This window comes from Paraburkholderia bannensis NBRC 103871 (genome assembly GCF_000685015.1).
Classification (GTDB): Bacteria; Pseudomonadota; Gammaproteobacteria; order Burkholderiales; family Burkholderiaceae; genus Paraburkholderia; species Paraburkholderia bannensis.
Genome location: NZ_BAYA01000013.1, coordinates 1 through 25,009, shown reverse-complemented (window position 1 = coordinate 25,009; position 25,009 = coordinate 1). Strand labels below are relative to the sequence as shown.

Annotated in this window: 23 protein-coding genes, 4 pseudogenes and 1 other annotated feature; of the genes and pseudogenes, 23 read left to right on the top strand and 4 right to left on the bottom strand. The window is 59.1% G+C overall.

What is annotated here, in order from left to right; genetic code table 11:
* Positions 1-155: 155 nt before the first annotated feature.
* The 5 genes from BBA01S_RS20095 (at position 156) to BBA01S_RS20070 (ending at position 6,621) form a co-directional block, all read left to right on the top strand.
* Positions 156-1,406: an ABC transporter substrate-binding protein gene (locus BBA01S_RS20095; protein WP_407668327.1), complete on the top strand. Its 1,251-nt coding sequence runs from the start codon at positions 156-158 to the stop codon at positions 1,404-1,406.
* Entirely contained in the window at positions 1,403-2,533 is a 1,131-nt protein-coding gene (locus BBA01S_RS20090; RefSeq protein ID WP_245641535.1) for a FecCD family ABC transporter permease, read from the top strand. Before BBA01S_RS20095 ends, BBA01S_RS20090 begins: the two co-directional genes overlap by 4 nt.
* A gap of 32 nt (positions 2,534-2,565) precedes the next feature.
* Complete coding sequence (locus BBA01S_RS20085; protein WP_027818027.1) at positions 2,566-3,381, top strand: ABC transporter ATP-binding protein; 816 nt, start codon at positions 2,566-2,568, stop codon at positions 3,379-3,381.
* 146 nt (positions 3,382-3,527) lie between these two features.
* Positions 3,528-4,670, top strand: coding sequence for a porin (locus BBA01S_RS20075; RefSeq protein WP_027818026.1), 1,143 nt, complete (start codon positions 3,528-3,530; stop codon positions 4,668-4,670).
* A 541-nt stretch (positions 4,671-5,211) separates the two neighbouring features.
* Entirely contained in the window at positions 5,212-6,621 is a 1,410-nt protein-coding gene (locus BBA01S_RS20070; RefSeq protein ID WP_027818025.1) for an MFS transporter, read from the top strand.
* Positions 6,622-6,960: 339 nt separating this feature from the next.
* On the opposite strand, the gene BBA01S_RS41885 is transcribed toward BBA01S_RS20070, so the two are convergent.
* Positions 6,961-7,491 carry a GNAT family N-acetyltransferase gene (locus BBA01S_RS41885; protein WP_042297573.1) on the bottom strand — a complete coding sequence of 177 codons (531 nt, stop codon included), beginning with the start codon at positions 7,489-7,491 and terminating at the stop codon, positions 6,961-6,963.
* 310 nt (positions 7,492-7,801) lie between these two features.
* Here BBA01S_RS41885 and BBA01S_RS20060 point away from each other — a divergent pair, with 310 nt between their 5' ends.
* From BBA01S_RS20060 to BBA01S_RS20045, 4 genes are all read left to right on the top strand, one after another.
* Positions 7,802-9,151, top strand: a complete 1,350-nt coding sequence (locus BBA01S_RS20060) for a type VI lipase adapter Tla3 domain-containing protein (protein WP_167336027.1) — start codon at positions 7,802-7,804, stop codon at positions 9,149-9,151.
* A 557-nt stretch (positions 9,152-9,708) separates the two neighbouring features.
* The gene (locus tag BBA01S_RS20055; RefSeq protein WP_027818023.1) at positions 9,709-10,074 is read left to right on the top strand and encodes a tlde1 domain-containing protein; all 366 of its coding nucleotides are present in this window, start codon (positions 9,709-9,711) and stop codon (positions 10,072-10,074) included.
* Positions 10,075-10,250: 176 nt separating this feature from the next.
* Positions 10,251-10,982, top strand: coding sequence for a lysozyme inhibitor LprI family protein (locus tag BBA01S_RS20050; protein WP_156966004.1), 732 nt, complete (start codon positions 10,251-10,253; stop codon positions 10,980-10,982).
* Between the two features lie 366 nt (positions 10,983-11,348).
* Positions 11,349-11,747 carry a DUF7079 family protein gene (locus tag BBA01S_RS20045; protein WP_156966003.1) on the top strand — a complete coding sequence of 133 codons (399 nt, stop codon included), beginning with the start codon at positions 11,349-11,351 and terminating at the stop codon, positions 11,745-11,747.
* A 33-nt stretch (positions 11,748-11,780) separates the two neighbouring features.
* On the opposite strand, the gene BBA01S_RS20040 is transcribed toward BBA01S_RS20045, so the two are convergent.
* Positions 11,781-12,221 carry a hypothetical protein gene (locus BBA01S_RS20040; RefSeq protein ID WP_027818020.1) on the bottom strand — a complete coding sequence of 147 codons (441 nt, stop codon included), beginning with the start codon at positions 12,219-12,221 and terminating at the stop codon, positions 11,781-11,783.
* 97 nt (positions 12,222-12,318) lie between these two features.
* Between BBA01S_RS20040 and BBA01S_RS46885 the strand changes: the two genes are divergently transcribed.
* From BBA01S_RS46885 to BBA01S_RS46875, 9 genes and pseudogenes are all read left to right on the top strand, one after another.
* Positions 12,319-12,678, top strand: a complete 360-nt coding sequence (locus BBA01S_RS46885) for a hypothetical protein (protein WP_156966002.1) — start codon at positions 12,319-12,321, stop codon at positions 12,676-12,678.
* 64 nt (positions 12,679-12,742) lie between these two features.
* Positions 12,743-13,627 (top strand): beta propeller repeat protein, encoded by an 885-nt coding sequence (locus tag BBA01S_RS20035; RefSeq protein ID WP_027818019.1) that lies wholly within the window; start codon positions 12,743-12,745, stop codon positions 13,625-13,627.
* A 98-nt stretch (positions 13,628-13,725) separates the two neighbouring features.
* Complete coding sequence (locus BBA01S_RS45970; RefSeq protein ID WP_084162360.1) at positions 13,726-14,037, top strand: PAAR domain-containing protein; 312 nt, start codon at positions 13,726-13,728, stop codon at positions 14,035-14,037.
* A gap of 240 nt (positions 14,038-14,277) precedes the next feature.
* Positions 14,278-14,976 (top strand): hypothetical protein, encoded by a 699-nt coding sequence (locus BBA01S_RS20025; protein ID WP_027818017.1) that lies wholly within the window; start codon positions 14,278-14,280, stop codon positions 14,974-14,976.
* Positions 14,977-15,173: 197 nt separating this feature from the next.
* Positions 15,174-15,503: pseudogene (locus BBA01S_RS45965) on the top strand (IS3 family transposase); the annotation flags it as partial.
* Positions 15,188-15,305 (top strand) — a sequence feature (AL1L pseudoknot). It overlaps the preceding pseudogene by 118 nt.
* Before the next feature lie 40 nt (positions 15,504-15,543).
* Positions 15,544-15,975: a VRR-NUC domain-containing protein gene (locus tag BBA01S_RS41875; RefSeq protein WP_084162358.1), complete on the top strand. Its 432-nt coding sequence runs from the start codon at positions 15,544-15,546 to the stop codon at positions 15,973-15,975.
* A gap of 8 nt (positions 15,976-15,983) precedes the next feature.
* A complete protein-coding gene (locus tag BBA01S_RS20010; protein WP_027818016.1) occupies positions 15,984-17,165 on the top strand; it encodes a DUF3396 domain-containing protein in 1,182 nt (393 codons plus the stop codon).
* An 8-nt stretch (positions 17,166-17,173) separates the two neighbouring features.
* The gene (locus tag BBA01S_RS46880; RefSeq protein ID WP_156966001.1) at positions 17,174-17,632 is read left to right on the top strand and encodes a hypothetical protein; all 459 of its coding nucleotides are present in this window, start codon (positions 17,174-17,176) and stop codon (positions 17,630-17,632) included.
* A complete protein-coding gene (locus tag BBA01S_RS46875) occupies positions 17,559-18,185 on the top strand; it encodes a hypothetical protein (protein WP_167336026.1) in 627 nt (208 codons plus the stop codon). The genes BBA01S_RS46880 and BBA01S_RS46875 overlap by 74 nt, the downstream gene beginning before the upstream one ends.
* Positions 18,186-18,325: 140 nt before the next feature.
* Here BBA01S_RS46875 and BBA01S_RS48660 read toward each other — a convergent pair.
* A pseudogene (locus BBA01S_RS48660) lies at positions 18,326-18,520 on the bottom strand (short-chain dehydrogenase/reductase); the annotation flags it as partial.
* Between BBA01S_RS48660 and BBA01S_RS19995 the strand changes: the two are divergent.
* Positions 18,496-18,753, top strand: a complete 258-nt coding sequence (locus BBA01S_RS19995; protein WP_042297571.1) for a hypothetical protein — start codon at positions 18,496-18,498, stop codon at positions 18,751-18,753. The pseudogene BBA01S_RS48660 and the gene BBA01S_RS19995 sit on opposite strands and share 25 nt — an antisense overlap.
* 751 nt (positions 18,754-19,504) lie before the next feature.
* On the opposite strand, the pseudogene BBA01S_RS45960 reads toward BBA01S_RS19995, so the two are convergent.
* A pseudogene (locus tag BBA01S_RS45960) lies at positions 19,505-20,042 on the bottom strand (contractile injection system protein, VgrG/Pvc8 family); the annotation flags it as partial.
* Between the two features lie 745 nt (positions 20,043-20,787).
* On the opposite strand from BBA01S_RS45960, the pseudogene BBA01S_RS47795 reads away from it, so the two are divergent.
* From BBA01S_RS47795 to BBA01S_RS41855, 4 genes and pseudogenes are all read left to right on the top strand, one after another.
* A pseudogene (locus BBA01S_RS47795) lies at positions 20,788-21,081 on the top strand (contractile injection system protein, VgrG/Pvc8 family); the annotation flags it as partial.
* Between the two features lie 191 nt (positions 21,082-21,272).
* Positions 21,273-22,778, top strand: a complete 1,506-nt coding sequence (locus BBA01S_RS45220) for a hypothetical protein (RefSeq protein ID WP_052391805.1) — start codon at positions 21,273-21,275, stop codon at positions 22,776-22,778.
* A 25-nt stretch (positions 22,779-22,803) separates the two neighbouring features.
* Complete coding sequence (locus BBA01S_RS45955) at positions 22,804-23,829, top strand: pentapeptide repeat-containing protein (RefSeq protein WP_084162356.1); 1,026 nt, start codon at positions 22,804-22,806, stop codon at positions 23,827-23,829.
* Between the two features lie 917 nt (positions 23,830-24,746).
* A partial coding sequence (locus tag BBA01S_RS41855) for a type VI secretion system baseplate subunit TssF (RefSeq protein ID WP_042297570.1) occupies positions 24,747-25,009 on the top strand: 263 nt, incomplete at its 3' end.

Here is a 25,009-nt window from a genome sequence, read left to right as displayed (position 1 = left end):
TCGCTGTTGCTTTCGAGATCGTCGCGGGCCCTGGCAATGCGTCCAACACATTCCATTACAAAAGGGCCGCTGCTCAACACATTGCCATTACATCGCGCCGCTAAAGTGTCGGCTGCAAATAGCAATCGTTCTCATTTATGAATTCTATCATGCCGCTGGCTCGCTTCTCGTTCCGCCTCTCGCGCGCCGCCGCTGTTGCGGGCGCGGTCGTTTTCGCCGCCGCTTCGATGGCGGCCCATGCCGCCGCGCCTGCCACGACGACTGCCGCCGCGAATGTTGCCACGTCCGCCGTTTCTGCAACAAGTTCGCCAGCAGCGGCGGCAGCAGCGCCGCTCACCGTGACCGACCTCGCGGGCCGCACCGTCCGGATTCCGGCCAACCCGCGCCGCATCCTGCTGGGCGAGAGCCGCCTGCTGTCCGCCGTCGCGCTGCTCGAAGGGCAGAAGCCGCTCGCGCGCATCGTCGGCTGGCAGGGCGACCTGCCGACGATGGATCCGCAGACCTACGATGCCTACGCGCGCAAGTTCCCGGAGATCCGCACGATCCCGCTGATCGGCAAGGCGACGGAAGACAGCATCAGCGACGAGAAAGCCCTCGCGCTCAAGCCCGATGTCGCGATCTTTAGCGTCGCGGGCCACGGCCCGAGCCGCTACAACGCGCTCGTGAAGCAACTGGAAGCGACCGGCACGACGGTGGTGTTCATCGACTTCCGCGTTCACCCGCTGCAGAACACGCTGCCGAGCATCAAGCTGCTGGGCGAAGTGCTGCACCGCGAGCCGCAGGCCGATGCGTACATCCAGTTCTATCAGCAGCATCTCGCGGCGGTCGAGAACGTCGTCAAGACGATTCCCCAGAACCAGCGCCCGAAGGTGTTCGTCGACATGCTCGCGGGCGTCTGGGATGCGGGCTGCTGCCACACGGCGGGCAAGGGCAACTTCGGCGAGTTCGTCGACGCGGCGGGCGGGCGCAACATCGCCGCCGGCCTGCTGCCGGGCGTGCTGGGCGACATCAGCATGGAGCAGGTGATCGCTTCGCAGCCGGACGTCTATATCGCCACCGGCAGCCGCACCAAGCCGGGCCTCGCGTCGCTGCGCGTGGGCGCGCTCACGAGCGAGCACGACGCGCAGGCGAGCCTCGCGCAACTGGTCGCGCGCCCGGGCTTCGACACCATCAAGGCGATCCACGATGGCCGCGTGCACGGCATCTCGCATAACTACTACGACTCGCCGTACAACATCGTCGCGATCGAGGCCTTTGCGAAGTGGTTCTACCCGCAGCAGTTCAAGTCGCTGAACGTGCAGGCGACCCAGGACGAGCTGTATCGACGCTTCCTGGCCGTGCCGGATAGCGGCGCCGAATGGGTCGATGCGCCGCTGCCGCAGGCGCAGAAAGAGGCCGCACGATGAACGACATGCGTATGCCAGCCGGGCACGGCTGGCGCGCAGGCGACGCGGCCGATGCGGTCGATGCGCAAGCCGACACGCACGCACAGGCGCAGGCGCAGATCCGCGCCTACGCGCGCCTCACGCGGCGGCGCGCGCTGCTGCTCGTGGTGGTGGCGCTGCTCATCGCCGGGTCGCTGCTGGTCGACGCGAGTTCGGGCCCCTCGGGCCTGCCGCTCGCGACGCTGCTGCATACGCTGTTCGACCGCGCGCACGCCGATCCGGCCAACGTCGTGATCGTCTGGCAGATCCGCTTGCCCTACGCGGTGATGGCGCTTGCGGTGGGCGCGTCGCTCGGCCTGTCGGGCGCGGAGATGCAGACCATCCTCAACAACCCGCTCGCAAGCCCGTACACGCTCGGGGTATCGGCGGCGGCGGCGTTTGGCGCGTCGCTCGCGATCGTGCTCGACCTGGCGATTCCGGGCGTGGCGCAGACGTGGGTGGTCTCGGCCAACGCGTTCGTATTCGCGTTCGCGTCCGCACTCACGCTCGACCTCGTCGCGCGCTGGCGCGGCATGAGCACAGCGGGCGTGGTGCTGATGGGCATTGCGCTGGTGTTCTCGTTTCACGCGTTGACCGAGCTGATGCAGTTCATCGCGTCCGCCGACGCGCTCCAGGGCCTCGTGTTCTGGACGCTCGGCTCGCTTGCCCGCGCCGACTGGACGAAGATCGGCGTGCTCGCGGCGGCGCTGGCCGTTGCCTTGCCGCTGTCGATGCGCAACGCGTGGGCGCTCACGGCGCTGCGCCTGGGCGAAGACCGCGCGGCGAGCTTCGGCATCGACATCAAGCGCCTGCGCCTGACCACGCTGCTGCGCGTGGCAGTGCTCTCGGCGCTGGCGGTGTCGTTCGTCGGCACCATCGGCTTTGTCGGGCTGATCGCGCCGCACCTGGCGCGCACGCTGTTCGGCGAAGACCATCGCTTCTATCTGCCGGGCAGCCTGCTGCTGGGCGCGCTGATGCTGTCGCTGGCGTCGATTGCGTCGAAGCTGATCGTGCCGGGCGTGCTGATTCCGGTGGGGATCGTCACGGCGCTGGTGGGCATTCCGCTGTTCCTGGCGATCGTGGTGCGCTCGCAGGGGAGCGCGCAATGAACCCGGCGCTGAACAATGCACTGAACCCCGCAATGAGCGGGCTCTCGATTCACGGCCTGGGCGTGCGCTACGGGCGTCGCGACGTGCTGCGCGACCTGAGCGCGGGCCCGCTGCCGCGCGGCGAAATCACGGCGCTGCTCGGGCCCAACGGCAGCGGCAAGTCCACGCTGCTGCGCACGCTCGCGGGCCTGGCGAAACCCAGCGCGGGTTCGCTCACGCTTGACGGCGCGCCGCTCGCGCTGGGTGTGGCAAGTGCACGCTCGCATAGCGTCGTTTATCTGCCGCAGGCGCTGCCCGCGGGCGTGCGTCTGCAGGTGCTCGAATCGGTGCTGGTGGCCGCGCGCGCCGGACGCGATCCGGCGCTGCGTTCGCACACGAGCGCGCAGGTGCTGGCGGCGGCGCACGACGCGCTTGAGCGCCTCGACATCGGAGCGCTGGCGAATCGCTCGCTCGACGAACTCTCGGGCGGCCAGCGGCAGCTCGTGGGCATTGCCCAGGCGCTGGTGCGCGAGCCGCAGATCCTGCTGCTCGACGAACCGCTCTCGGCGCTCGACCTCAATCACCAGTACCAGGTGATGGCGGTGCTGCGCGAGGTCACGCGCGAGCGCGGCATCGCCACCGTCGTCGTGCTGCACGACATCAATGCGGCACTGCGCGCCTGCGATCGCGCGATGCTGCTGCACGACGGGCGCATTGCGCACTTCGGCATCCCCGCCGAAGTCGTGACGCCCGCCAGTCTTGCCGAAGTATTCGGAGTGCGCGCGCGCATCGAGCCATGCTCGCGCGGCCTCCATCAGGTTCTGATCGACGGTCTCGCCGATCGGAAGGGCCCAGCCAGCCGCCAGTAGCGCGTCCCAGCCACGCCCGTTCACTTCGTCACGCTCCGGCCTTGCGCCGGGAACACGACGTCGCGCCTCGCGCGCGGCGCCGTGCGACCGCGCTCGTCCGCGTGACGCCAAAACAACTCGAAACGAAACGAATCAAGCAGGGAACCATGAAGAAGACTTTCCTGGTCGCCGCGTGCGCGGCCGCATGGGCGTGCGGGGCGCATGCGCAAAACAGCGTGACGCTGTATGGCCTTATCGACGCAGGCCTTTCCTTTAATAGCAACGCCGGTGGCGCGAAATCGTACCAGGCCGGCAGCGGCAATGTGACGGGCAGCCACTGGGGCATCATCGGGCGCGAAGACCTGGGCGGCGGCACCGCCGCGATCTTCCAGCTCGAAAACGGCTTTTCGGTGATGAATGGCACGATGCGCCAGGGCGGCCGCCTGTTCGGCTTCCAGTCGTGGGTCGGGCTGACGAACAAGGACTACGGCACGCTCACGCTCGGTCGCCAGTATGACTCGGTGGTCGACTACCTCGCGCCGCTGAGCTTCACGGGCCGCCATCCGGGCGGCAACAACCTGAGCGCGCACCCGTACGACAACGACAACCTCAACAACTCGTTCCGCGTGAACAACGCGGTCAAGTACGCGAGCACGAACTACGCGGGCCTGAAGTTCGGCGCGCTGTACGCGTTCTCGAACGAAGCGGGTGGTTTCGACGATAACCGCGTGTACAGCATGGGCGCGTCGTACGAAACCGGGCCGCTGATTTTCGCGGCGGGCTACCTCCAGGCGAACAACGGCGGCAGCGCCACCAATACCAGCGGTGCGATCACGCTCACCGAGCGCACCTTCATCGCCTCGCAGCAGCGCACCTATGGCGCGGGCGTGAACTGGCTGGCGGGCAACGCGCGCTTTGGCGCCGTGTGGACGCGCACGCAGCTGGGCGGCCTCGACACGATCAACGGCGCGAACAGCCTGGGCCTCACGCAGAACGGCCAGGGCGCGAGCTTCTCGAACTACGAACTGAACGCCTCGTATCACTTCACGCCGTCGTTCAGCGTGCTGGGCGAATACACCTACACCCAGGGCGCGCTGTCGACCGCGAGCGGCGAGCATCACCCGCGCTGGCACGAAGTATCGGTGCAGGCCGATTACTTCCTGTCGAAGCGCACGGACGTCTACACGCAGGTCAGCTGGCAGCATATTTCCGCCGATGGATCGGGCCTGACCGCCGATGTCAGCGGACAGTCGGCCGCTTCCGGCGACCAGCAGACGGTGGTGGGCGTGGGCTTGCGTCACCGCTTCTGAGCGCGCTTTGAGTGACCACGTCTGGTGCGCGCGGCGTTGCGGTGCACCAGACGCTGACACGAGTCGCACATGAATGGTGGGGCGCATGCACGGGCATGCGCCCTTTCTTTTTGGCGGCACCCCACGCGATAAAAACGGGGCCGCGTGCGCAAGCCCTGTATTTAAAGGGCTGCGGCGTGCTTGGCGCTCTGCGCACAACGATTGGCATACGTATTGCTTAAACAGCAGCGAGGCCAATGACGGTCTCGACGAATTGAAGTCGTCGCGCAGCAAGCGGGGCGATCGAACCAGGCAGCGCGGGGCAACGGCGTCCCGAAGCGGGTTTCCCATGGAGCGAACAGGTTCCATGCGGATGCGCTTCGGGACGCTTTTTTGTTTGCGGCGCGGTTTATGGCTCATGCAAAAGGGCACGAGAGTCTGGTTCGAATGAAGGTTCGCTGAATAAATCGGAGTGCGAAGTTAAACGGACGGGATGCGGACGAGGTGCGCGAGTCATGTCGCGTACCCAAGTCCATCGAGTCCATTACCTGGGGAGTGCCTCGTGAAAGACCTTTTGAGTTCGCTGAAGAGCGGCAACTGGCGCGCGCTGCTGGCGTGTTTCCTGTATTTCGACACCGGCTTCACGGTCTGGGTGATGTTCGGCCCGCTCGCGCCGTTCATCCAGAAGGACATCCACATGTCGCCGGCCGAACTCGGCCTGCTGGTGGCCGTGCCGGTGCTGGGCGCGGCCATTCTGCGCGTGACGCTTGGCAATCTCTACCAGGCCTGCGACGGCCGCAAGGTCGCGTTGATGGGTATTACGCTCTCGGCGATTCCCGCTGTCGTGCTGCTGGTGATGCCGGGCGCGCCGTCGTACACGCTGCTGCTGGTGCTGGGCGTGCTGCTGGGCGTGGGCGGCGCGAGCTTCGCCGTGGCGCTGCCGATGGCAGGCAGCAACTATCCGCCGAAGGTGCAGGGCCTGGTGCTGGGTCTCGCCGCGGCGGGCAATATCGGCGCGGTGCTCGACGGATTCCTGTTTCCGGGGCTGGCGAACAATATCGGCTGGGCGCATGCGACGGGCGCTGCGCTGCCGCTGCTCGGCATTGCGGCGCTGGCGGTGTGTTTCTGGGCGCGCGATCTCGGTCAGAAGTCGGGTAGCGCACCGAAGGCACTGCGCGCATTTTTCATCACGCTGGCCGGACTGCTTGCACTTGTGCTGGCCGTGCACGAAGGCGTGTTCGGCGCGGGCAAGACCGGCGTGCTGCTGCTGCCGGTGATGGGCGCGCTGCTGGCGATTGCGGTGCTGCCGCGCCACTATCGCGGCGTGCTCGCGGAAGGCGATACGTGGGTCGTGATGCTTGTGTACAGCATTACCTTCGGCGGCTTTGTCGGCATGTCGTCGTATGTGACGACGCTGCTTGTGTCGCTCTACCAGGTGCCCAAGCTCGAAGCGGGCGTGATCATGTCGCTGCTCGCGCTCACGGGGGCGATGGTGCGCCCGGTCGGCGGGCTGATTGCCGACCGGATTTCGGGCGTGCGTGCGCTCGTGCTGCTGCTCGCGGCAATCTCGCTGTGCGACTTCGCGTTTGCTGCGTGGATGCCGCCGTTTGCTGCGGGTATGGCGCTCCTGGCGCTGACTTATGTGTGCTTCGGGTTGGGCAATGGCGCGACGTTCCAGCTCGTGCCGCGCCGCTGGCAGGGCCGCACGGGCCTGATGTCGGGCATTGTGGGTGCGGCTGGCGGTATCGGTGGGTTTTATCTGCCGGTGATTATGGGGATTGCTAAGGAAAGTACGGGGAGCTATCAGATGGGATTTGCGACTTTTGGCGGGCTCGCGGCGGTCGCGTTCGGTCTGGTGGTCGCGCATCGCGCGCGCTGGCTCGAATGGGCGCTGCCGCAGGAAGCGCTGATGCCGCAGCCGGTGGTGGCAGTGCAGGGCGTGCAGGTTGCGGAGGCTCGGGCGGGGAATTGAGGTTTGTCGAAAAACGCAGCTGTATCGCTAATGAATGTTAGCGATATGGCTGTGGAACATGAGTGGGTTGCAATGAGAGGGGGGTGTGGGGGAGGTGTTAGGTGTATTTGACCCAGAGCGGCTGCAGAATTCCGTGGCACCTTAATAGCCGATTCGGGATGCAATACGGTCACCCGACACAATTTCCCACCGCTGCGAGCGGCTTCAATGCTCGCCCGAGCTTTTAATGCTCGAAGTCATCAAACCGCGCCGCGGAATTCACGATGTGGATGAGCTCGTAACCGTCTTGGGGACGGGGTACCGGGACGATCTTCACTACGTTGCGATTGGCTGTTGGTCTTACTCAGGTGACCCGGGCTGAAAGCGGGAAATCTCGGTAACGGCACGTCGAGCGGCGGGCCTCAAGGTCAATTCATGCACTGTAACGAAGAACTCGAAACCCTTTTCGTTCTCGCGTGTTACGTGGAATCCAAGTTTTCGATGGAAGGCGATAGACAAACGGTTGGTCTTATAGACGTGGCTTCTGAACCCGTCAATCCCGCGATCGTGCGAAAGAATCGCGATTTTAGCGAGTAACTCACTTATGACGGTGTACGTCCGGGACGAAGGATGGATGCCAAATGCGCTAACGAACCAGCACGCCCCTGCTTCTGGTCGAAGCAACGCATAGGCTACGAGCTTGCTTTCCCGTCTCACAGTGCATACTTCGTTGACCGCTAAGGCATTTTGTAACTTTACCCGACGCTCGTCAAAGTCGAATGTATCGCCAGCCTGCTCCGTGTGAGTACGCAAAGTCAGCCAGTCGAGTGCCAGCAATTCATCAACGGTCGGCAACATATCCGGGCTCTGGGCGATGGGGAAACGTTCCATTAGCGTACTTAGAATTCAAAATTGTCGTCAATGAACGTATTCCAGTTGGCTGCCCGTCCCGGCCAACTAACGACGCATGCGTATTGCATTAATGAGCGCGCAAGCAGCGATGGGCGACTATCCATAGAATGCTATTTTTCGGGGACTGTATTCAACGGATGCCTTGTCTATGCCGCGACGTTTGCTCTTTCGTTACGCTCCGCTTCTCATTGCTGCCGTTGGCGCAATAACTTCCTGCGGATCCGGCCGTCCGGTCAGTGCGTCCGCGAGCGATGATCCTGATAACGCACTTACGGCGAGCCCGTCGGCATTGAGCACGACTATCTCTTCTGCGGGCGACCCGCAGTTCACGCTGGAGATACAACGGGTCGGTGTGGTAGTGGATCGATTCCGCCAGCGCGCTTTGCTGATGCGGCTTGACGAGGTCGGGCCGAAGGGCGCCATGCTGTTGACCGACCCCAAAGATTACGAGTGGTCCGTCATGACCCGCATGCTTCAATTTGGCAGACGGTCAAACAACGTGGTGAGTTATACCGTTCTCGACTGGGTTGATTACTGGCCTATTCCAACGGTAATCGTGGGGCCGCCGATGGATGTGTCTAACAAGGATGCTGAACATCTCGACGGATTTCTTGGAGACGCCGATAACGGCTCAGGCGTGGGCAATAGCTTTTACATCCGCCTGAGCGATCTGAACACTTCGGATGGCTCAGAAGTCGTCGGAAAACTGTTTCAGTTTTTCGATGAGCACCCTGACCTTCCTGCTATCTTCGTCCTTGTTCAGGACGGGGCGAATACACGCGCCTTTACCAGTATGCCCGGTGGTCAGGTTCCGGGAAACAACGAGAACGGAAACTTTGTACCAACACGCCCCGACGCGATTGTCGCGTTGATGGTCACGCGCACGGATCGTGTCGACCGAACCATCCGACCGTATACGACAAAGACCCGGGGCATCATCGACAAGACCAAAACCCAATATGATGTTGTCAAGCTGTCGAACTTCTATTGGAAGGAGCAGCGAGCTTACCCGAAGCCTGCGTCTGATGTAGATGATCCTGGCGTCGAGTACTGGCAGTCAAAGCTGCCTGAGTTTTACAGGACCGAAACCCTCACTTTCCCGAAGGGATTCAAGCCCAACCCGTGGGTGCCGGTGCCATGGACAACCTGGCAGCTAAAAGAATACGACCAGTGGCCGGTGCTTGCATATCTGCACCGCCCAATAACGGTGGATCTTTCGCAAGGTCGTAGCGGGCCCGCGAAGCAGGCTGACAGGATCGAGTCACTGCGCAGAGTCTGGCAGCAGGCATTGACCACGTTTCCATCAGGCACACAGCCGGAGCGCATGTTCTACGACACGGGCGCGTCGACGGCGAACCGCACGTTGCTCCTGCAATCGCTGCACGACAACAAGCAGAAGATCGATCTGGACGATGCGGCAGATGGTTTTGACATGCAACGCCGCATCGGCGCAGACACCGGCATTAGTTCAACTTTTGTGCAAATTGCGCTTGCGACCATGATGGGCTACGGCGATGGCAAGACGAATGCACTCGTCAATTTTCGCGACCCAGAGCACGTGACAATCATGATGATCAGCCCGCCGGATGAAGCCTCGCGCAAGGCCAGGCCACAAACGTTCAGTTGGAGCGCTCCGTGATTCGGGCGAGCTGATTGATAGCGCAGCTCTCGCGACGGCGACCCGAGCCCCGTGCGTCACGTTGCGCAGTGGACCGCCTAATTGCCCGCAATTCCGCAATAACGATCGCGCGTGTGACCACCGATCCCCATGCCGACCGTTGGTGCAGAATGACCGTTCTCAGAAAATCAAGGAGTCAACCAAGTTCCGCCGAATTTAATCTGCTCTTGGCCGAGGCCGTGTAAAAACGCCAGAAGGCGACCGCAGCCGGGAAGCTGACCGCTCAGATCGCGCTCCGCTGGCTTGCTGACGACTCGGGAGGGGTAAAGCGACACCCCAAAACCGAGGGACTTCGCGTTTTTACACATCCTCGGCCGCTGCTGGAAGGACATAGAGTGTTGTTGGCGTTAAACAAGGACGGCAGCGGGGCACTTTTTGTATGATTATTTACGATTGAAGTTAGAATCGGCGCGCTGCACGTCAGATCGAATTGGATATTTCATCTGCATACGCAACCGAATATCCATATTGCATTGCAGATCTGTCGTGAGCATCAGACAAACGCGAGGATTTGAAGAATGCCGTGGACGTACAGTCAGCATAACGGACGCATCTATCACGATGGTAGCCTTGTCGGAATCGGCTACGCGGGGAAAGACGATGGGAAGGACAACCCAGCGGCGCAGAACCAGGTAGGCATTGGCCCGATTCCAAGAGGTACGTATGCCATCGGGGCACCCTTTACGCACCGACATGCAGGCGTTTATACGATGCGTCTAACAGCGCAGCCTGGCACGAACACGTTTGGCCGTTCGGGTTTCATGATGCACGGAGACAGTATCGAACAGCCCGGTGACGCATCGGACGGTTGTGTTATCCAGAATCTAATGGTCCGTCGTCAGGTGTGGGAGAGCGGTGATCACACGCTGGAGTTGGTGCAATGAAGATGCTCGCAGCCTTCGCGGCACTAAGAAGTCTGGGCGCGCAATTGAAGTCATTACTTCGAGCGAAGCATCATCCTATGAATGTTCGATGGGCAGCGTTGACGTGTTCGTTGTCTCAGAAAAGCTGACTGATAACTCAGACAAATAACGCTGTTAGAAAAGAATATAGACGTCCCATGCGAATAATCCATCTTGCTGTTTCGTTTTTTGCATTTTTATTCGGATTTTCATCTACTGCCGCATTGGCGGAATCTACCTTGCACGTGGACGTTGAAGCGGCAAGTATAGATGTGAATGGACATCGCGTCTCCCTGCTCGTGAAGGTGACAGACAATAGTCCAGACAAAGATGGATCAGGCAGGATCACCACGTCGTTGCCTCCGCCGGGCAGTTGTTCTCCCATGTTCAAGGACGACGTGCAATTCGTTGTTGGCTCCTGCTTCGCCGTGCAACTTTGGGACACTGGCATCCCAGTAGAGAAGGTGAAGGTCCGTGTACTTGATGCGCAGGGTGCCAGCGACTATGCGGTTCTGACATGGGATTCCAAGAGCACACTGCCAATTGTTCAGCGCTCAGTCAAGCTTATCGTTGGTGTTGCGAACGGTTGGTATTCGGATAACCCAGATACCCAGTTTGTGCTGTCGGACGCTCCTACATTCAATCCGGGTCGCCCGTATGCTTTTCTGCTGCAACGTGATGATCGAGCTCTGAATCTCGCTTATCAGTATGCCATTTCTAGTTTCGACGGAAATGACGCAGCCAAAGCGAAGGCTTCGTTGCGCACGGAGGAGCGGATTTGGGTAAGTAGAAAAGAGAGCGACTGTCGTGAGGCGGACGATCCCGACCGCTGCCGTTGGCTTGCGACGGTTGATCGACTGGCTGCCATAAGCGACGCTGGCCCAAAGTAACTATCCTTTCGTTTGACATGCTAGTTTTGTCTCGAATTCACTTCGTTGGCCGTCTTCCATACGCTCGATATCTCCAGCTACTTCAAGTCTCGATCGCACACGTACATTTCTCGTGCCCCTTTGTGTTGTCGTGGTCGATGATGGACGCGATGGCTATCCACGACTGATGGCTGAGAATTTTCAAACTATGCGCATAATTCCCCTTGCCACCGGTGACTCGCGATCCCCGACGTTGTTTTGTTTGCCGGGTGCAATGTGTAGTCCGCTCGTCTATGCACAAAGTGCTGCGGCCGCGGCCAAGAATCTCGTCGACTTTGCACGAAGTTTTAAGCCGAGTCCGTTAGGCGGAAGCAGCCGGAATCTGGTGTGACAGAAGCCATAAGCCTCGCGGAGTGCCGTGAATGCTGGCGCATCATGTCGGATATGTTCGTCGACAACGAAGTCGACTACCGCAATGTCGCGGAGCAGCTCGTCCGACACTGCTCCAATATGCCGTTGTCCATGCTGAAAAGAGTGCTGTACGAGGAGGTCGCTCCCGCGCTGGGGGGAATCGCCACGACGCCGGCACCACCGGTATGGCTGATGTGGGACCCGGACGAGGTCGTCTCCCTGGTCAGCAGCATGCTCGCGCGGCGTGAGTCATCTTTTCTATACCGGATTGGCAACGTTTTCTGGCGCCTACGCCGAAGAAGCCTGGCGCGAGAACTATGGCGCTCCCTCGAACAGGGATTACAGGTCGTCGGCGCCAACGGTCTCGGCAGCTGACCTCACGCCAGCCTCTTGTGCTGACACTGGCCATCAGGTCGCATTAGTAACGTCCGTGCAGCGCTTTGAACCTGGGGTAATGGTGATGTGCTTCGCCATGGCGGAGGATTGCCCGCATACGTCGGTTATGCGCGTCCTGGAAAAGTCGAAAACGAAAGACTTGCCTTTTTTCGTCACGGTGACGTTGCCCGCGTCGGTCACGTAGGTCTGTACGCCAGCTTGGGCACTTGTTTCCTTTCCGTCCGTGGAGTCGAGAGAGCAGGTCAACGAGGAGTCGCCAGCCGGCGTAGCGGCGAAGTAGCTCCAGTTTGTCAACTTTTCCCCATCGACGCTGACGTCAAGGCTGTGGTGTACAGTGTTTTTCACGGCGAAGCACCGTAATTTGGATGGTGTTGCATGCGCGACAGCGCAGATATTCAGTAGGAGAGCCGTTGCCGCGGCAACACGCATCATATTGTGTTTGCTCATGTCCATGAGGTAGAAGTCGTCACGTTTGTATTTTTCCTATGAAAGACAGCATCGCCAAATCAGCCTTCCTGCTTGATTCATTGGCAAGGCAGAGAAAGAGGCAATGCTCAACGTCTTTTATTTTCGCTTGAAACGAAAAGGATATCCGAGGAACGATTATATTGCCTCGACATTTTCGATGGTTTGTAACGCGGCGAGTCAGTTTGAATCGGTACAGCCTACGGCTCAACCCAAGTTTCTCGATTCAGGTAACCCGAAGTTCAAGGCGCTGGGACAGGCCGAGTTCTCTGATTTGCAGGAATGCATTGACGCGGTCAAGGTGTTTATGACAAATGGTCCCAATCCGAACTATGTCTACGATAATTTCCGTGCCGGTGGGTCAGGCACACGTGGCACAGTCGTTGGACACTCACGATTCTGGTTGTCACATGTTGGAAAGGATGAGTATGACGCGATACCCTGATTGGGTTCGAGCGCTGTTCGCAACAGCTTTCCTCGTTGCAACGTCTGTGGCGAACGCTGCAGGAATGGCACAGATTGACGCTGATAATCCAACGCATAAGCTGCGGATAGGTCGTTTGACTATCTACCAGAAGTCCACGGCGTATCTTTACTTTGTGCTGGCCGACGGCCACCGCGTTGATGTGTCTGATACGGCGGGATTTCTTTGGCCGCCGGTTGCGACAGACGAGCACGGACGCTTTTACATCGGTACGAAGTCGCTCGACAGTCGCAGCGGTGACCTGATCGGGGTAGACAAGGAAAAAGACGCGCTTGTGCTGGGAGCTAATTACACGGTAGCGGCTGACGATGCTCGCCAATCCGTGAGGATCCAGCATGCTGGTCGGGAGTGTACGGTCGGGCTCAAGAAGTTAGGACTTAATCCAGCGGATGGGCGAGCAAGTGACCTCCTGAGAGGTGTGATTCGCTTCGTCGATGCAGATGGTCCTCTTGTCGGACTTGTAACTCTGGGCGGCAAAGAGGCTGGTGACACCCGCTATATGGCAGTTCGCATTTCGGCCGATACCTGTCGAGTTGAGTCGACTGATCTCGGCAACCCCGATCTGCTGGTTGAAATCGGCTGGACGCCTGCTGGACATTGGTGGATAACCGGCTCCAAAGAGGGGACTCTTCTTCGCTCGGAGGATGGAAGAAAATGGGCGACGATGCATATCCCAGACAGGATCACCGGATTGATTAGCGCGTATGTCGTTGCACCTGACTCTATCTGGCTTGCGGCGAACTATGACGCTGCGGGAACTCAGGATGACCCTGAACTCGTGTACTCGGAGGACGGCGGGAAAAGCTGGGCCACGTTGACCTGGGCTAGCAAACGGCTATCGCAGGTTCCGCCGTACTGGCTTGAAGGGCAATTGCGCGCGCGTGGCAAACCCGTTCCCGATATGAAGTAAAGCAGTCCTGGATGAAGTCGACAACGCGATCCTGGTTGACGTAGCGGGACGTTTGACGAGAGAAATGAACGAAGTATTGCGAATCGAAAGGGAACTGCATGCGTCGAAACGTTTTGCTTCAGGGAGACAAGTCGTCAGCGGGTGGAGTGGTCACGCAGGGCATACAGGGAACGTTCAACAATGGCGTCCCGCTGGCCTTCCTTGGCGCGACAGTTTCGTGCCCAGCCTGCAATACGACAGGGTACATTGTGCCAACAGGCCCACGTTTGGCAGGGGACCTGATGGGTAAGCGCGTTGCGCTCGATGGTGGTCTCTGCGCATGTCGTTGCTCGCCCCAGCCGACGATGCGCGCATCCAATTCCGGCGTTGCGCAGACGTTCGACGTCGGCGCTTTGACGGGGCTGAGCTAACCCAGACGGAATTGTGATCGTGGATCCTACGGGATCGGAAAATGTAGTTGTAAAGTCCCACGCTGGACTGCAAGTGAGCGGAATTGGTCACGCCGTCGACATGCTGACTCTACAGTTTGGCGAGCTCGGAAAGGTCACGACGTGTTATACCGGATACGAAAAAGTCCTTTTTGACCAAATAGCGCGGCAAGTCCCGGAGTTCAGTCTGGGGTCAACGCGCGGGACTGCGCAGCGGCCCTAATGGGGATTCACAGATATTATGTTGCAGCGAGCTATCTGGACTTCGCTGAGTCGGAAATTCAACACGGCGCGACATTGCCTGACGCAGACGGGCGCGAAATGAAAAACGTCACAAAATTAAGGATCCGAGAGACAGTGGAACTCGTTAGTATCAAGCGGCTTGGGGTGTCGTGCGTCATGCTTTGTGGAGCCCTCTTTCATGGTGGAGCGGTAGCTGGAGGCGTGAATGGCGGCGAATGTTTCACACGTGACGACGTGAAGCGTGTAGAGCAAGACGTTGTCAACCAGTTTCCAAACGCTGCAGCAATGACACGCTATGCAGGAGCAGAAGATCTTCGCATTTCGACTAACGTGCCTGAGGGAATCTCGCTCAAGACGCAGACTGGCATAAACCCGGAAAAGAGCGCATGGATAGCAAGGTTTGTCGACGAGCATATCGAACTCTTTCGTGGTTTTCGCTTTGCCCCGGTGACTTATATGTACATTCACGGTGCTGTTTCCGTAGATAACATGCGGGAGTCCTCGAGATTTCCTGATCACGGGTGCGTACAAGAGATTTACTACAACAATACACCGGGATCCTGCGTGCGAGGACAGAAGCTGCAGAGTTTGTCCGTCGACTTCGTGAAAGAAAATGGTGCGATCCGGCTGGCCGGATCAGAGTTGTTCGTCGGGGAATGCACGATAGCCACTAAATAGAGGGTGGCGACGCGAATTGTCTCGGAAGCTTGCTTCGCGAGTCGTTCTAGCAATGCAATGGTAAAAGCTCGATACAGACTGCTAAAAATAGTGTGCGATAGCTATATCGCGACGATCGGTGCGGCTTGACGGCGAAGCTGCCAGATTGAGTTCCGCTGGAGCGCTTTTCAGGTGCCACTACGCTTCAGCCCGTATTTCTCAAGGCCGCGAGCGCGTTTTTTCGCCCAGGCGGAGCTCGACCGCCGTTTCAAGTCCTGAAGGCCTTCATTGATCAGTATCGCGACACCTTCGGGGTCGAGCCGATCTGCAAGGTCTTACGGATTGCCCCGTCGGGCTACCGACGCCATGCCGCGCAGCTTCGTGATCCGTCGCGGCGCTCGGTTCGCGCAATCCGCGATGAACGTCTGCGGCTGGAGATCAAGCGTGTGTGGCAGACCAACATGCAGGTCTACGGTGCAGATGAAGTCTGGAAGCAGCTGAACCGGGAGCATATCGCGGTGGCGCGCTGCACGGTCGAACGGTTGATGGCCTGGTTCAATCATCATTGGTTGATGGAACCCCTCGGATATATCCCGCCCGCCGAAGCTGAGACACTCGGACATCCGCCAGTGGATCCGGGAGATCTGGAAGGATAAACCGACAAAGTACAAGTCTTGCGAGGTTCGTCGGCCCGACGTCGTGATCGTCAACGATCCGTCGCAGCCGCCCGTACAATCGAACAACAAGACGGTCGTCGAAATGAAGTTTCCGCCGGATCGGATAAACCGGACGCAGGAGCTGGCCTACATCGACATCGCCGGCGGTGACGTCTCCAAGTTTGTCACGCTAGGCCTGGCCGACTGCGGGTGTCCTGACCCGAAGAAGGAAAGCAAAACCTCTTCGGCGAAGCAGGCTGCGCCACAAACCGGCCTCGACGATCTTTACGGCGGCAGCGGTTCCGGGATGGGCACGCCGTCGATGGCGCCTATGCCCCTGCCGCCGATTCCAGTAATTCCCTAAGCGAAGCCATGACGAACGATCAGATTGAAGCGTGGGCGAAGGATCCTCGCCGCGCGGACACCATGCCCTACGGACTGTACGAAGTTCCGCACCGCAAGGGCATCACCGGCGCCGCGCTGGTGATCCGGGGTGTCATTTACTTCCGTCACGGCGCGACGCCCGAGGTCCGCCAGGCTCTCGTGCGCTGCTTTGAGCAGTACTTCCTGGCGATCGAGGAATACCACCACGCACTGGAAGTGGCCAGTGGCGAGAAGCTGACCACGGAAGGGCCACTACGCTGGTTTTATGCTGACGGAGAGGAACCGGCCCCCTACACATCGACGCGGGCCTTCAGCAAGATGGCACAGTCAGTGTCGGCCGATGAGTCGCTGTCGGTCGCGGTGACCAGCGCCGACCACAAACTCGCAACCGGGTTTTACGACTTCAGCGTGTTCACCCAGAGCGAGCGCAACGCGGAACTCCGGGGGCGACTCGACGCAATCTCGTTCACGGTACCGCGTGCGTTCCTTGTTCAGCGGGCCGCCGTCTTCGAGGCCCTGTTCAACGTGTTCGCCGAAGCATTGCCCACGGTGCATGGCCACGGGGGGCTGGCCGTCAACGTGCCGCCGATGGGCCGCTGCCCGAATGAGGCGAGCGAGTTTTTCTACTCGCGCCGGTTCGGGCCGGGCTTCGATGTTGGTGACCCGATGCGCGCCAACGTCCTGAAGCTGCGCACGAAGATCAAGACGGTGGACTGGCTCAACGTGCTGGATGCTGAACTTGTTCAGGATCTTGGCGGCGCGGCGGCGCTGGGCCTGCCGCCCGACTGGTTCATCAAGCAGCCGCTTGGTGATGGCGGGCTGCTAATCCAGGCGGGCGCGGCGCCGGAGGCCGGAATTTCGATGGGGCCCGGCAAGCCGCCTGCGCCAGCCGCCGCCTACGTGGTGCTCAACAAGGCGCTGCGTCCAATCGTGATCGACGCGCTCGATCCGCTTCAGGATGGAACGCTGGACAGCACCGCGCCGTTGCTGAATACCAAGGTCGCCACCGAAAACTGGCTGCGTCGCTTCGATGTGCCCGAAGACCAGATCAACGGGTGGTGGGTGCAACTGCACACGACGCCTAAGGTGATCGCCGCGCGCGCGGCGATCAAGGAGCAGATTCGTACTATCCGACAACGGATGGGGCTGCCGGAACAGTCCGCTGAATGAGGTCATTTGTGGCCGCTAACCTAACTAAGCAGTATTGCGGTGGTGTGGAGTCACGCGATCTTGAAGCGCACAACCCTGAGAATCTCGCTAATTTCGTTTGCGCGGGCAAATATCACAATGGTTCCGATGCGAGTGGAGATGGCTATAAATATCGCGGACGTGGCCTGATCCAGACGACATTCAAGGCAAACTATGAGGTATTCAACAGGGAGCACAATCGCCGCTTTCCTGACGATCCAAAGAATTTCGTGGATAGCCCAGACCTTCTTCTCTTGGATCTTGAGTATGGAGTGGAATCTGCATTCGTCTATTGGGTCGTCACGCGCAATGTGAATCCAGCGGCCGATACGGGTGATGTTCAAGCTGGAACGCAGGCGATCAACGGAGGACAAAATGGACATGCTGAAAGACTTATTGCTTACAACAGAGTTGCAGCACTTCTTGGGCTTCCGCAAGAATCGACCTAAGTGCTTATTCGAATGTCTTGCCTGCTGGGTTTTGCTTTCCTCGGCCTCGCTTGCCTATGCAAGTGCGAGCGATGCTACTGCCTGCCCCGCAGCTTCTCACTCGGCAGGAGTTTATTCCGCGGATAAAATCTACAAGAATTCTGTAGTTTCAATCGAAAAGAACGACGCGGATCAAACGATCAATCTTTCTATATATAGATCAAATTCAGATGGATGCGAGAAAACAATCTTCGCCAAATACACAATTGAAGGTGGTGCGCCAAACGTTGATTCGGTCTTCTTCTTGAATCTCGAAGGTAGGCAAAATATTTTCACGATTGTCCATTGGGATGTGAATTCTCGTGGAGTTGGGACATATGGAAAATACTACCAGGTGTATGCCTATGTCGCGGATGGGCAGGGTCGTTTGATCGAAAATAAGAGCGTAGTTGATAACGGCGTCATGACAGGGATGGATGGTTATCAGGAAGGTCAGGAGACGACGTTTCCTTACAAGACTGCGGGCGCCGTGAGAGCTTTTTTCAAATGCAATCAGGCGAAGTGCAAGCCGTAGTGTCCTCGAAGCCAGTGGCTCCGCACATGAGGTCCGTACGGATCTGGTGAAGCGTCAGATCGGCACGCCGGCCGCAATCCATCGACGCCGACAATGCGTCCACACCTGCGTTTTCTGCGTCACATGGGCTTTCTTCGTTTCATGGCGGCGGCGACTTTCTTCGGATCGCCAGGCTGGTTGTGAATCATCTGCGCGGCTTGGCAGCGCACCGTGTACGAGGTTTTATCCTAATCGTCGATCACGTTGGGCGACGCCGCCTGTGAGGACGCATCCAGAAAGTCGGTGCGGAAATAGCCCGGCTGGACCACGGTTGCTTGGACGCCAAGCGCCCGAAGCGCTGAATCGTCTGCTCGACGAGGTGGCGAACATCAGTTTCGTAGCGGGCATCAGCGCGGATGATTTCCGCTTCCGCGTCCAGGTTGCGGAGTTCGGCGGAGAGGGCGTGACCTTTTTCTTCGCGGCGTCCGCTGACCGCGATGCGGGCGAATGCCAGGCGTTGGCGCGGCCGATTCCAGGGAGTGCGCTGGTGATGAGGATGGTGGGCTGGTTCATGACGTCTGCTCTTTGAATTGGGTTACTACTTTGATTGATTTCATCGAATTCAAGAGGGCAGGTTATTGGCCTATCATCCAGTCCCAGAAAGAACAAACTTAAATCCCAGCCGGCCGCATCCATTGCTGCTATCGCAACCGTGCATGGCAGTCAGAAAACACACCTGCAAGCGCTCCATATGACGCCGATACACGATCTCAATTGCCTGCGATTTTGGCCTGAACTTCGATTGTCCCCTTCTGGGTGGCCACAGACTTACGCGTTTTGCATGGATCTGGGGCGAGCTTTGTAGCGACGCGACCGGCCGAGTGCGACCCATCCAGCCCTTCGTTGCCGCACACGAGCAATGGCCGTTAGCGGAGTTGTGCCGTCGCTCCAACGGCAGGTTCGTCCGCTCGCTGGACGGCGGGTTGTGGCCGGGCACGGACGCATGCGGTTTGCATCGATGCGCACGCGAGTGGTTTAGCTGACCGGCGCGACTCGACCCGGAGCAGTCGATCGGTGCATGATGCTTGGTGTGGCCGTTATCCGGTGGCGAGTGGTCATTCCACAAAGAAGGGAGGGCCGGGATCATCCCGCGCGTTCACTACTCTGACCGCGACGCCTAAAATCAACGTGCCTGATTGCGTCGATCACCGTCCTGACTGAAGAGCCCGCTGGTTTGCAGAATGCCGCGCAGACTGTCTCCGGAATGGTCGTGATCCGCAAAGGCAACCGATGCACCTTCTCGCCACGACGCTCTGCAAGACGCCAGTTCATGTACGAAGTGATGTACAGGCCCGGTGCACGAAATTCCAGTCGCCCTCGTATTGCATGCAGAACGAGCGCGATGGAAGAGGCTTAGTCAATGCAAAGCGAAATGCGCCCTGAGCCTGCGGATGCATGTTGAATACATCTGTCAGGATACCGTCGGCGGGTTTGTCCTGCCAGATTCGCGCGTCTTTACGGTAGCGCAAGAAATGCATCCACGATGCAAACGCGATCTGGTAGCTCGTGAGTCCGCTATCCGATCCGATCCGATCCGAGGCGACGAGCGATGTGCACGTATCCATGGTGAGGGTGATAGGACTTGTCGGTCTGCTGGATCCACAGTGTCACGGGCTGGGCAATTAGCGTCTTGAGCTCAATCGTGCCGGATGTGGAAACGAGATCAACCGTGAATTCGTAGTGACGGCCAATTCGTGAATGACCAACAATCCGCTGGGGCACCAGCGTGCTATTGTCAATGGAGGTATCCAGCTTCAGCAGGCGGTCACTCTGGGCGACTCCGCCAGTTATTGCCCCGATTATATCTTGCGTACCCATGCCGCCTCTTATCGGTAACTGATCGAATCATCCCGTTATCGTACGATCTACAAACATTCAGATTAATCAGCCAGATAGCTGATATCAGCAGCGCACTAACACCCTTTTTTCGCAATTCGAGCATGCACTTAGCATATTGGTGCAATCCTCTCAACGATTTTTCAGGCGAGTGTCCAGTATTCAAATGAATGACGATGCCGGAGTTGTTAAAGTGACCGTCGGTCAGGGATCGATTATCAACGATCTACGCACCTGCGTTGAATGTCCCAAACTGGCCGATTCTGTTGAGAAACGCACTCTCACGTGCCGCGGGACAACCTCGCGAGAATTCGACGTAACAGATCGCACCACAAGCCTTTCGTGAGCATCGATGAGGCGTAAGAAGACCCGTGAAAACCTCGCTCAACTAGTTGTGGGGAGTTTTTCAACAGAATCGGCCGCAATACGTCATACGACCAAGCACGCCTGCTCGCCTCCGGTCCGCATCACATGCAACGGGCATAAGTGACCCAACGCGGTCATCCATCGGTTTTGGTCGCGCAAATATTGCCATGCGCGCAGTGCCAATGCAGCTAAATGAGAAATGTTTTCCGGATCGCGTAAGATATTTATTCGACACGATAGCGTTTGCATCGATTTAATTATTTAAATTGGATATTAAATTGATTCCCCTTTGGATTATTTTGTAAAATCTCCGCGCTAACGCGGATGCGTGTACGGTACAAAATAGAAAAGGCGGGGCGGCATGGGAACGCAGGACTTAGTCAGCACAATCACCGGCGGCGTATCGCAAAGTGACCGCCTGCCAAAACTCGACACGCCACTAGGCGTGAACAAGCTTGTGCCGCAGCGGGTGGTGGGGCGCTCGCGTCTCGGGCGTCACTTCGAGTTCACCGTCGACGTGGTTTCCACCTCTGGGGACATCGAGCTTAAGACGCTGATCGCACAGCCCGTGACGTTGTGGATTCAGCAATCCGACAAGTCGTACCAACCCCACAACGGCTACGTGCATACGGCGCGACGGTTGGGGTCGAATGGTTACGCGAAGATTAGTGGTGTACCTGCTGGCACCAGCGCGAAAGTCCAATATCTGACGGACAAGAACCCGCCCAGGTCGGAGGTCGGTATCAAGACCGATTCCGACTGGAGCCAGTTTCAGTCGATCAAGGTTACAGTCAAGCCCGTAGCCGACGCAGGCAATAGCAACGATCCTGATCTGGGTGCGACGGCATGAGCGATTCGTCAAGCAGCGGCTTGTTGGACGCGATCTGGAGGGAAGTGCTCGGCGACGCGGCCGCCACCTTCAACTGGCTGAAGGATTTCCTGTTGGGCGAGTTCGTTCCGGACCGACCGTTCTCGGTGATCGTCGCTGAAATGCTCGCGAACTTCGTGCCGGGCGTCATCATCGTCACCAGCGCGCGCGATGCGGTCGCCGTCATCGTCCGCCTCTCCACGCACCCTGATCGGCGCAAGGAAGTGTCCGAGTGGATTCTGCTGTGTGCGTGTCTGATCGCTCTGGCGTTGCCGCTGGTGATGGCCGCTGCCGGTGCGGTTGCCGCAGGTGTCGGCGCGGTGGTCACGGGCATCGTGGGCGACGAGCTCGCGGCGGCGCTGCGCGCTGTGATGCTGATGCTGATCGATGAGTCGGGGAAGCTGGCTGAAATGGTCCGCTTTCTCAACAAATTCATCAAAGGTAACATCCTCGAGTTTCTGAAGGGTGTGAAGTTTGCCAACTATGAAAAGTCGCTGCTCGAAATTCTTCAGCAGACCACGGGCAAACTGATCGGCATCGCGCAGGAAGTACGCGGCAAGCTGCTGGGCGCGCGGGTGTTTGATGTCAGGGTCGCGGATCATCTGGAGTCGGTCCAGACTCTGATCCAGAAGCTATCGGTGTGGGAGCAGCGGTTCTACGCGGTACAGCAGGAAGGCATCCAGCAGATTCCGAGGGCCGTGGCAGAGTTGCAGCAGCGCCTCGACCGGCTGCTGGCGCAGGAGGCCCCAAAGGATAGCCACGTGGTTTCCGCAGGGGTGACGGCGACGAAGCCGCAACCCGTCGCACCGCTCAAGCAGGAGATCCACGACACGCCCGGTGCGACGCTTCGCGATCCGGCGGCGCATAGTGCCGACCGCACTGGTGGAACCGCGAGGACGGGTTCCGCGCCGGCTCTAAAGGACAAGCCGGACGTACCGCCGCCGCCCTCCGCTCAGCCGAACGTGAAAATAGAGGAGGTGCATACGCCGGGCGAGGAGTATGCGCTGGTGAACGGCGCTAAGATCAAGCCGCTGCTCTACCACAAGTTGTATCACGGGGCCGACCGAGCCACGCTCGGCGTCGATGCGCAGATGCCGGCCCGGGAGGTCGCGGCAAAGATCTACTCAGAAGGTCTGCCCGGACGGGGTGACAATATTGATCTGGTTGAACACGCGGGCGGTGCATCCGATCGCGCGTTTCGCGGTACAACGGTCATGATGGCGACGCCCGATGGTCAGGCCGGAGCGATCTTGTGGGCCGACGAAGACGGTTTTGTGATCGAGTTGAAGAACGTGAAGGGCTACGACGTGAATGCTGCACTTGAGGGGCGCGTACGTAAGCCCGACGGCAGCTTCGGCGGCAACGCCGTGCACGGTGAGGTGGAGATCGCAGTGCCAGGAAGAATCAAGCCGGAACAGGTGGAGCAGGTGTACGAAGTGGTGATGATCAGAGGGAAATTGAGGGCGCGTGAGCTGCCAAGGTAATAGCAGATATGTTCGGAGAAATCGCATGCAGATGAACGACGCCGATGTGCGGGAATTGCGCGATCGATGGAGGGCCGGGAAGTACAAGAGCATGCTCGACGCGATCAAAGACGCGTCGCCTGACGACGCATGGGTGCCCTTGTGCGACTCCCTGACTCATCCTGTGGATGGATCGCCGACGCTCGACCTACGCGGCGCGGAGCTGCGAGGCGGAAAGCTCAAAAACCTGGAGCTGGCCGGCAGCCATCTCGGCTTTGGGGTGTTCGACGCCACGCAGTTCGATGAGGTCGGGTTTCAGGACGCAATCCTTGATGGCACATTTTTCAGGGGATGCGAGTTCTATCTGGCACAGATGATTCCAGTCTATGGCGATGGTGCCGATTTCCGCCATGCGCGATTCCGGAAATCATTCATTGGGTATGCGCAGTTGAGTAACTCCGATTTTTCTGGTGTAACGATGTCAGACGGAGACGTGAATTCGTCGGAAATGACTGCGTGCAATTTTTCAGGCTTGCTGGCAGAGCGGAATAAATGGCGCTGGAACACGACGACGCGATGCGATTTCGTGGCGGCCCGTTTCGTCGAGTGCAGACTGACGGCAACCCGGTTCGATGGCGCGCGGTTGATCGATGCCGCGTTCGAGAATTGTGATTTGAGCGGAGTCGACTTCAGGGGCGCGGATTTGACGGGGGTGCGCTTTCTCGGCGGGACATTCGGTGATGTGCTGCAGGGTGAGACGACATACCGGACGCGGTTCGACGATACGCCGGAGGCCCGCCGAGCAGTAGCCGCATGCAGTACGGAAAATCAGCATGCCGTCGAATGGTGTCCCGCTGTGCCTGGTTCGAGCGCACCCGCCCAGCAGGTCGCCTCGTTGAAATTGAAGGGCAAGCCCGGCGACGTGGTACCGCAGAGCGGATGGTGGGTTAGCCCGGCCCTCGGGAGCGAACAGGGGCGTCGCTATTTCAATAGGGGGGAGACGTTTCCCGACATCAAGTCGACTAACTGGGGGCTCGTGATCTGGAGTTACAACTCTGCCGATCAGGGCTGATTCCGACGGGCGGCCCGTCACAGGTACGGCGGCCGCGAACGGCAAGTTTTACGTCAACAGGAGAGGGAAACCGATTCCGATGTCAACTGGAACATGCAAGCTTTGCGACCCGTGTTACGGCCTATTTGTTCTAGATGATGGCTGGGGATCAATGACGTTCGGACGCCAGTACACCGCTGCGCAGGAGTTGCTGGAGCCGCTGGGGTTGGCAACCAACTGCTTGTTGTGACTGGCGTTCGCCAGAGGTTTTGATCGACGCGTTGCGAAGCGGATTTGGCGCAGAGCCTAGCCCGTGCTGATAGCGAGCGTATTGCAATTGGAGCCGCTGGCGCCAGCGAACCGGTGTCGACCCATCGCAGCCGTTCGTCATTGCACGCGAGCAATGGCTGTTAGCGGAGTAGTGCAGTCGTTCCTACGTCAGTTCCGTCCGCTCGCTGAACGTCAGGTTGTGGCCGAACCCGGAACCAGGAGGTCGCCCACCCGAGTCTCAGTGGCGATCCGGCCTTGAACCTCCGTAGACGACCCACTTTCACCGTCCGGCTGAACCTGGAGCGAGCAGCAGCTCTCCTGTCCCCAGCGGTCACTAGCGGCGCCGCGTTTTGCAACTGGAACGCGGACGGCGAGCGAGGCGGTTCACTCCAGGTCCGGTGGAAGCATCGCTCGATGCGGCGTGTCGTTCGAGTTCGCGGAGTTGTTGCGGGATTTCTGAGTGCGTTCTGGCGAAGCGCAACTTAAGACTTTTTAGGATCGAATTCTGGTAAGTGCGTACCCTTTGCCTTCACAAATGTTCGAGCGCCAATCGTATCCACATCATTTCAGTTGATCGTACGTAGCGTGGACTGTCCTGTAAGATTGTAGTAAATTTAATCGCCTCGGAGTTCCTGCACAACGTTCTCTACCACTACGTAAAGTCGTCCATGGATGGTTTGCTGCCTTTCTACGAACGCGAGTTGACGCTGCTTCGACAGGCGGCAAGAACGTTCGTCGAGCGCTTTCCCAAGGTGGCGAGCCGCTTGTCGATGTCGAGCGGAGTCGGATGCGTGAGCGAGGATCCGTCGGTCGAACGGCTCTTCGAATCGTGCGCATTGATTGGCGCGCGGGCATCGCAGCATATCGAAAACGACTACCCCGAATTTGCAACTGGACTCATCGAGGCGTTGTACCCGCACTACCTAGAAGG

Excerpts from the sequence above, each read along its gene's own strand:
- BBA01S_RS20090 (WP_245641535.1), top strand. The coding sequence starts at position 1,403 with ATGAACGACATGCGTATGCCAGCCGGGCACGGCTGGCGCGCAGGCGAC.
- BBA01S_RS20085 (WP_027818027.1), top strand. The coding sequence starts at position 2,566 with ATGAGCGGGCTCTCGATTCACGGCCTGGGCGTGCGCTACGGGCGTCGC.
- BBA01S_RS20075 (WP_027818026.1), top strand. The coding sequence starts at position 3,528 with ATGAAGAAGACTTTCCTGGTCGCCGCGTGCGCGGCCGCATGGGCGTGC.
- BBA01S_RS41885 (WP_042297573.1), bottom strand. The coding sequence starts at position 7,491 with ATGGAACGTTTCCCCATCGCCCAGAGCCCGGATATGTTGCCGACCGTT.
- BBA01S_RS20055 (WP_027818023.1), top strand. The coding sequence starts at position 9,709 with ATGCCGTGGACGTACAGTCAGCATAACGGACGCATCTATCACGATGGT.
- BBA01S_RS20050 (WP_156966004.1), top strand. The coding sequence starts at position 10,251 with ATGCGAATAATCCATCTTGCTGTTTCGTTTTTTGCATTTTTATTCGGA.
- BBA01S_RS20040 (WP_027818020.1), bottom strand. The coding sequence starts at position 12,221 with ATGGACATGAGCAAACACAATATGATGCGTGTTGCCGCGGCAACGGCT.
- BBA01S_RS46885 (WP_156966002.1), top strand. The coding sequence starts at position 12,319 with ATGCTCAACGTCTTTTATTTTCGCTTGAAACGAAAAGGATATCCGAGG.
- BBA01S_RS20035 (WP_027818019.1), top strand. The coding sequence starts at position 12,743 with ATGGCACAGATTGACGCTGATAATCCAACGCATAAGCTGCGGATAGGT.
- BBA01S_RS45970 (WP_084162360.1), top strand. The coding sequence starts at position 13,726 with ATGCGTCGAAACGTTTTGCTTCAGGGAGACAAGTCGTCAGCGGGTGGA.
- BBA01S_RS20025 (WP_027818017.1), top strand. The coding sequence starts at position 14,278 with ATGGGGATTCACAGATATTATGTTGCAGCGAGCTATCTGGACTTCGCT.
- BBA01S_RS20010 (WP_027818016.1), top strand. The coding sequence starts at position 15,984 with ATGACGAACGATCAGATTGAAGCGTGGGCGAAGGATCCTCGCCGCGCG.
- BBA01S_RS46875 (WP_167336026.1), top strand. The coding sequence starts at position 17,559 with ATGGACATGCTGAAAGACTTATTGCTTACAACAGAGTTGCAGCACTTC.
- BBA01S_RS45220 (WP_052391805.1), top strand. The coding sequence starts at position 21,273 with ATGAGCGATTCGTCAAGCAGCGGCTTGTTGGACGCGATCTGGAGGGAA.
- BBA01S_RS45955 (WP_084162356.1), top strand. The coding sequence starts at position 22,804 with ATGCAGATGAACGACGCCGATGTGCGGGAATTGCGCGATCGATGGAGG.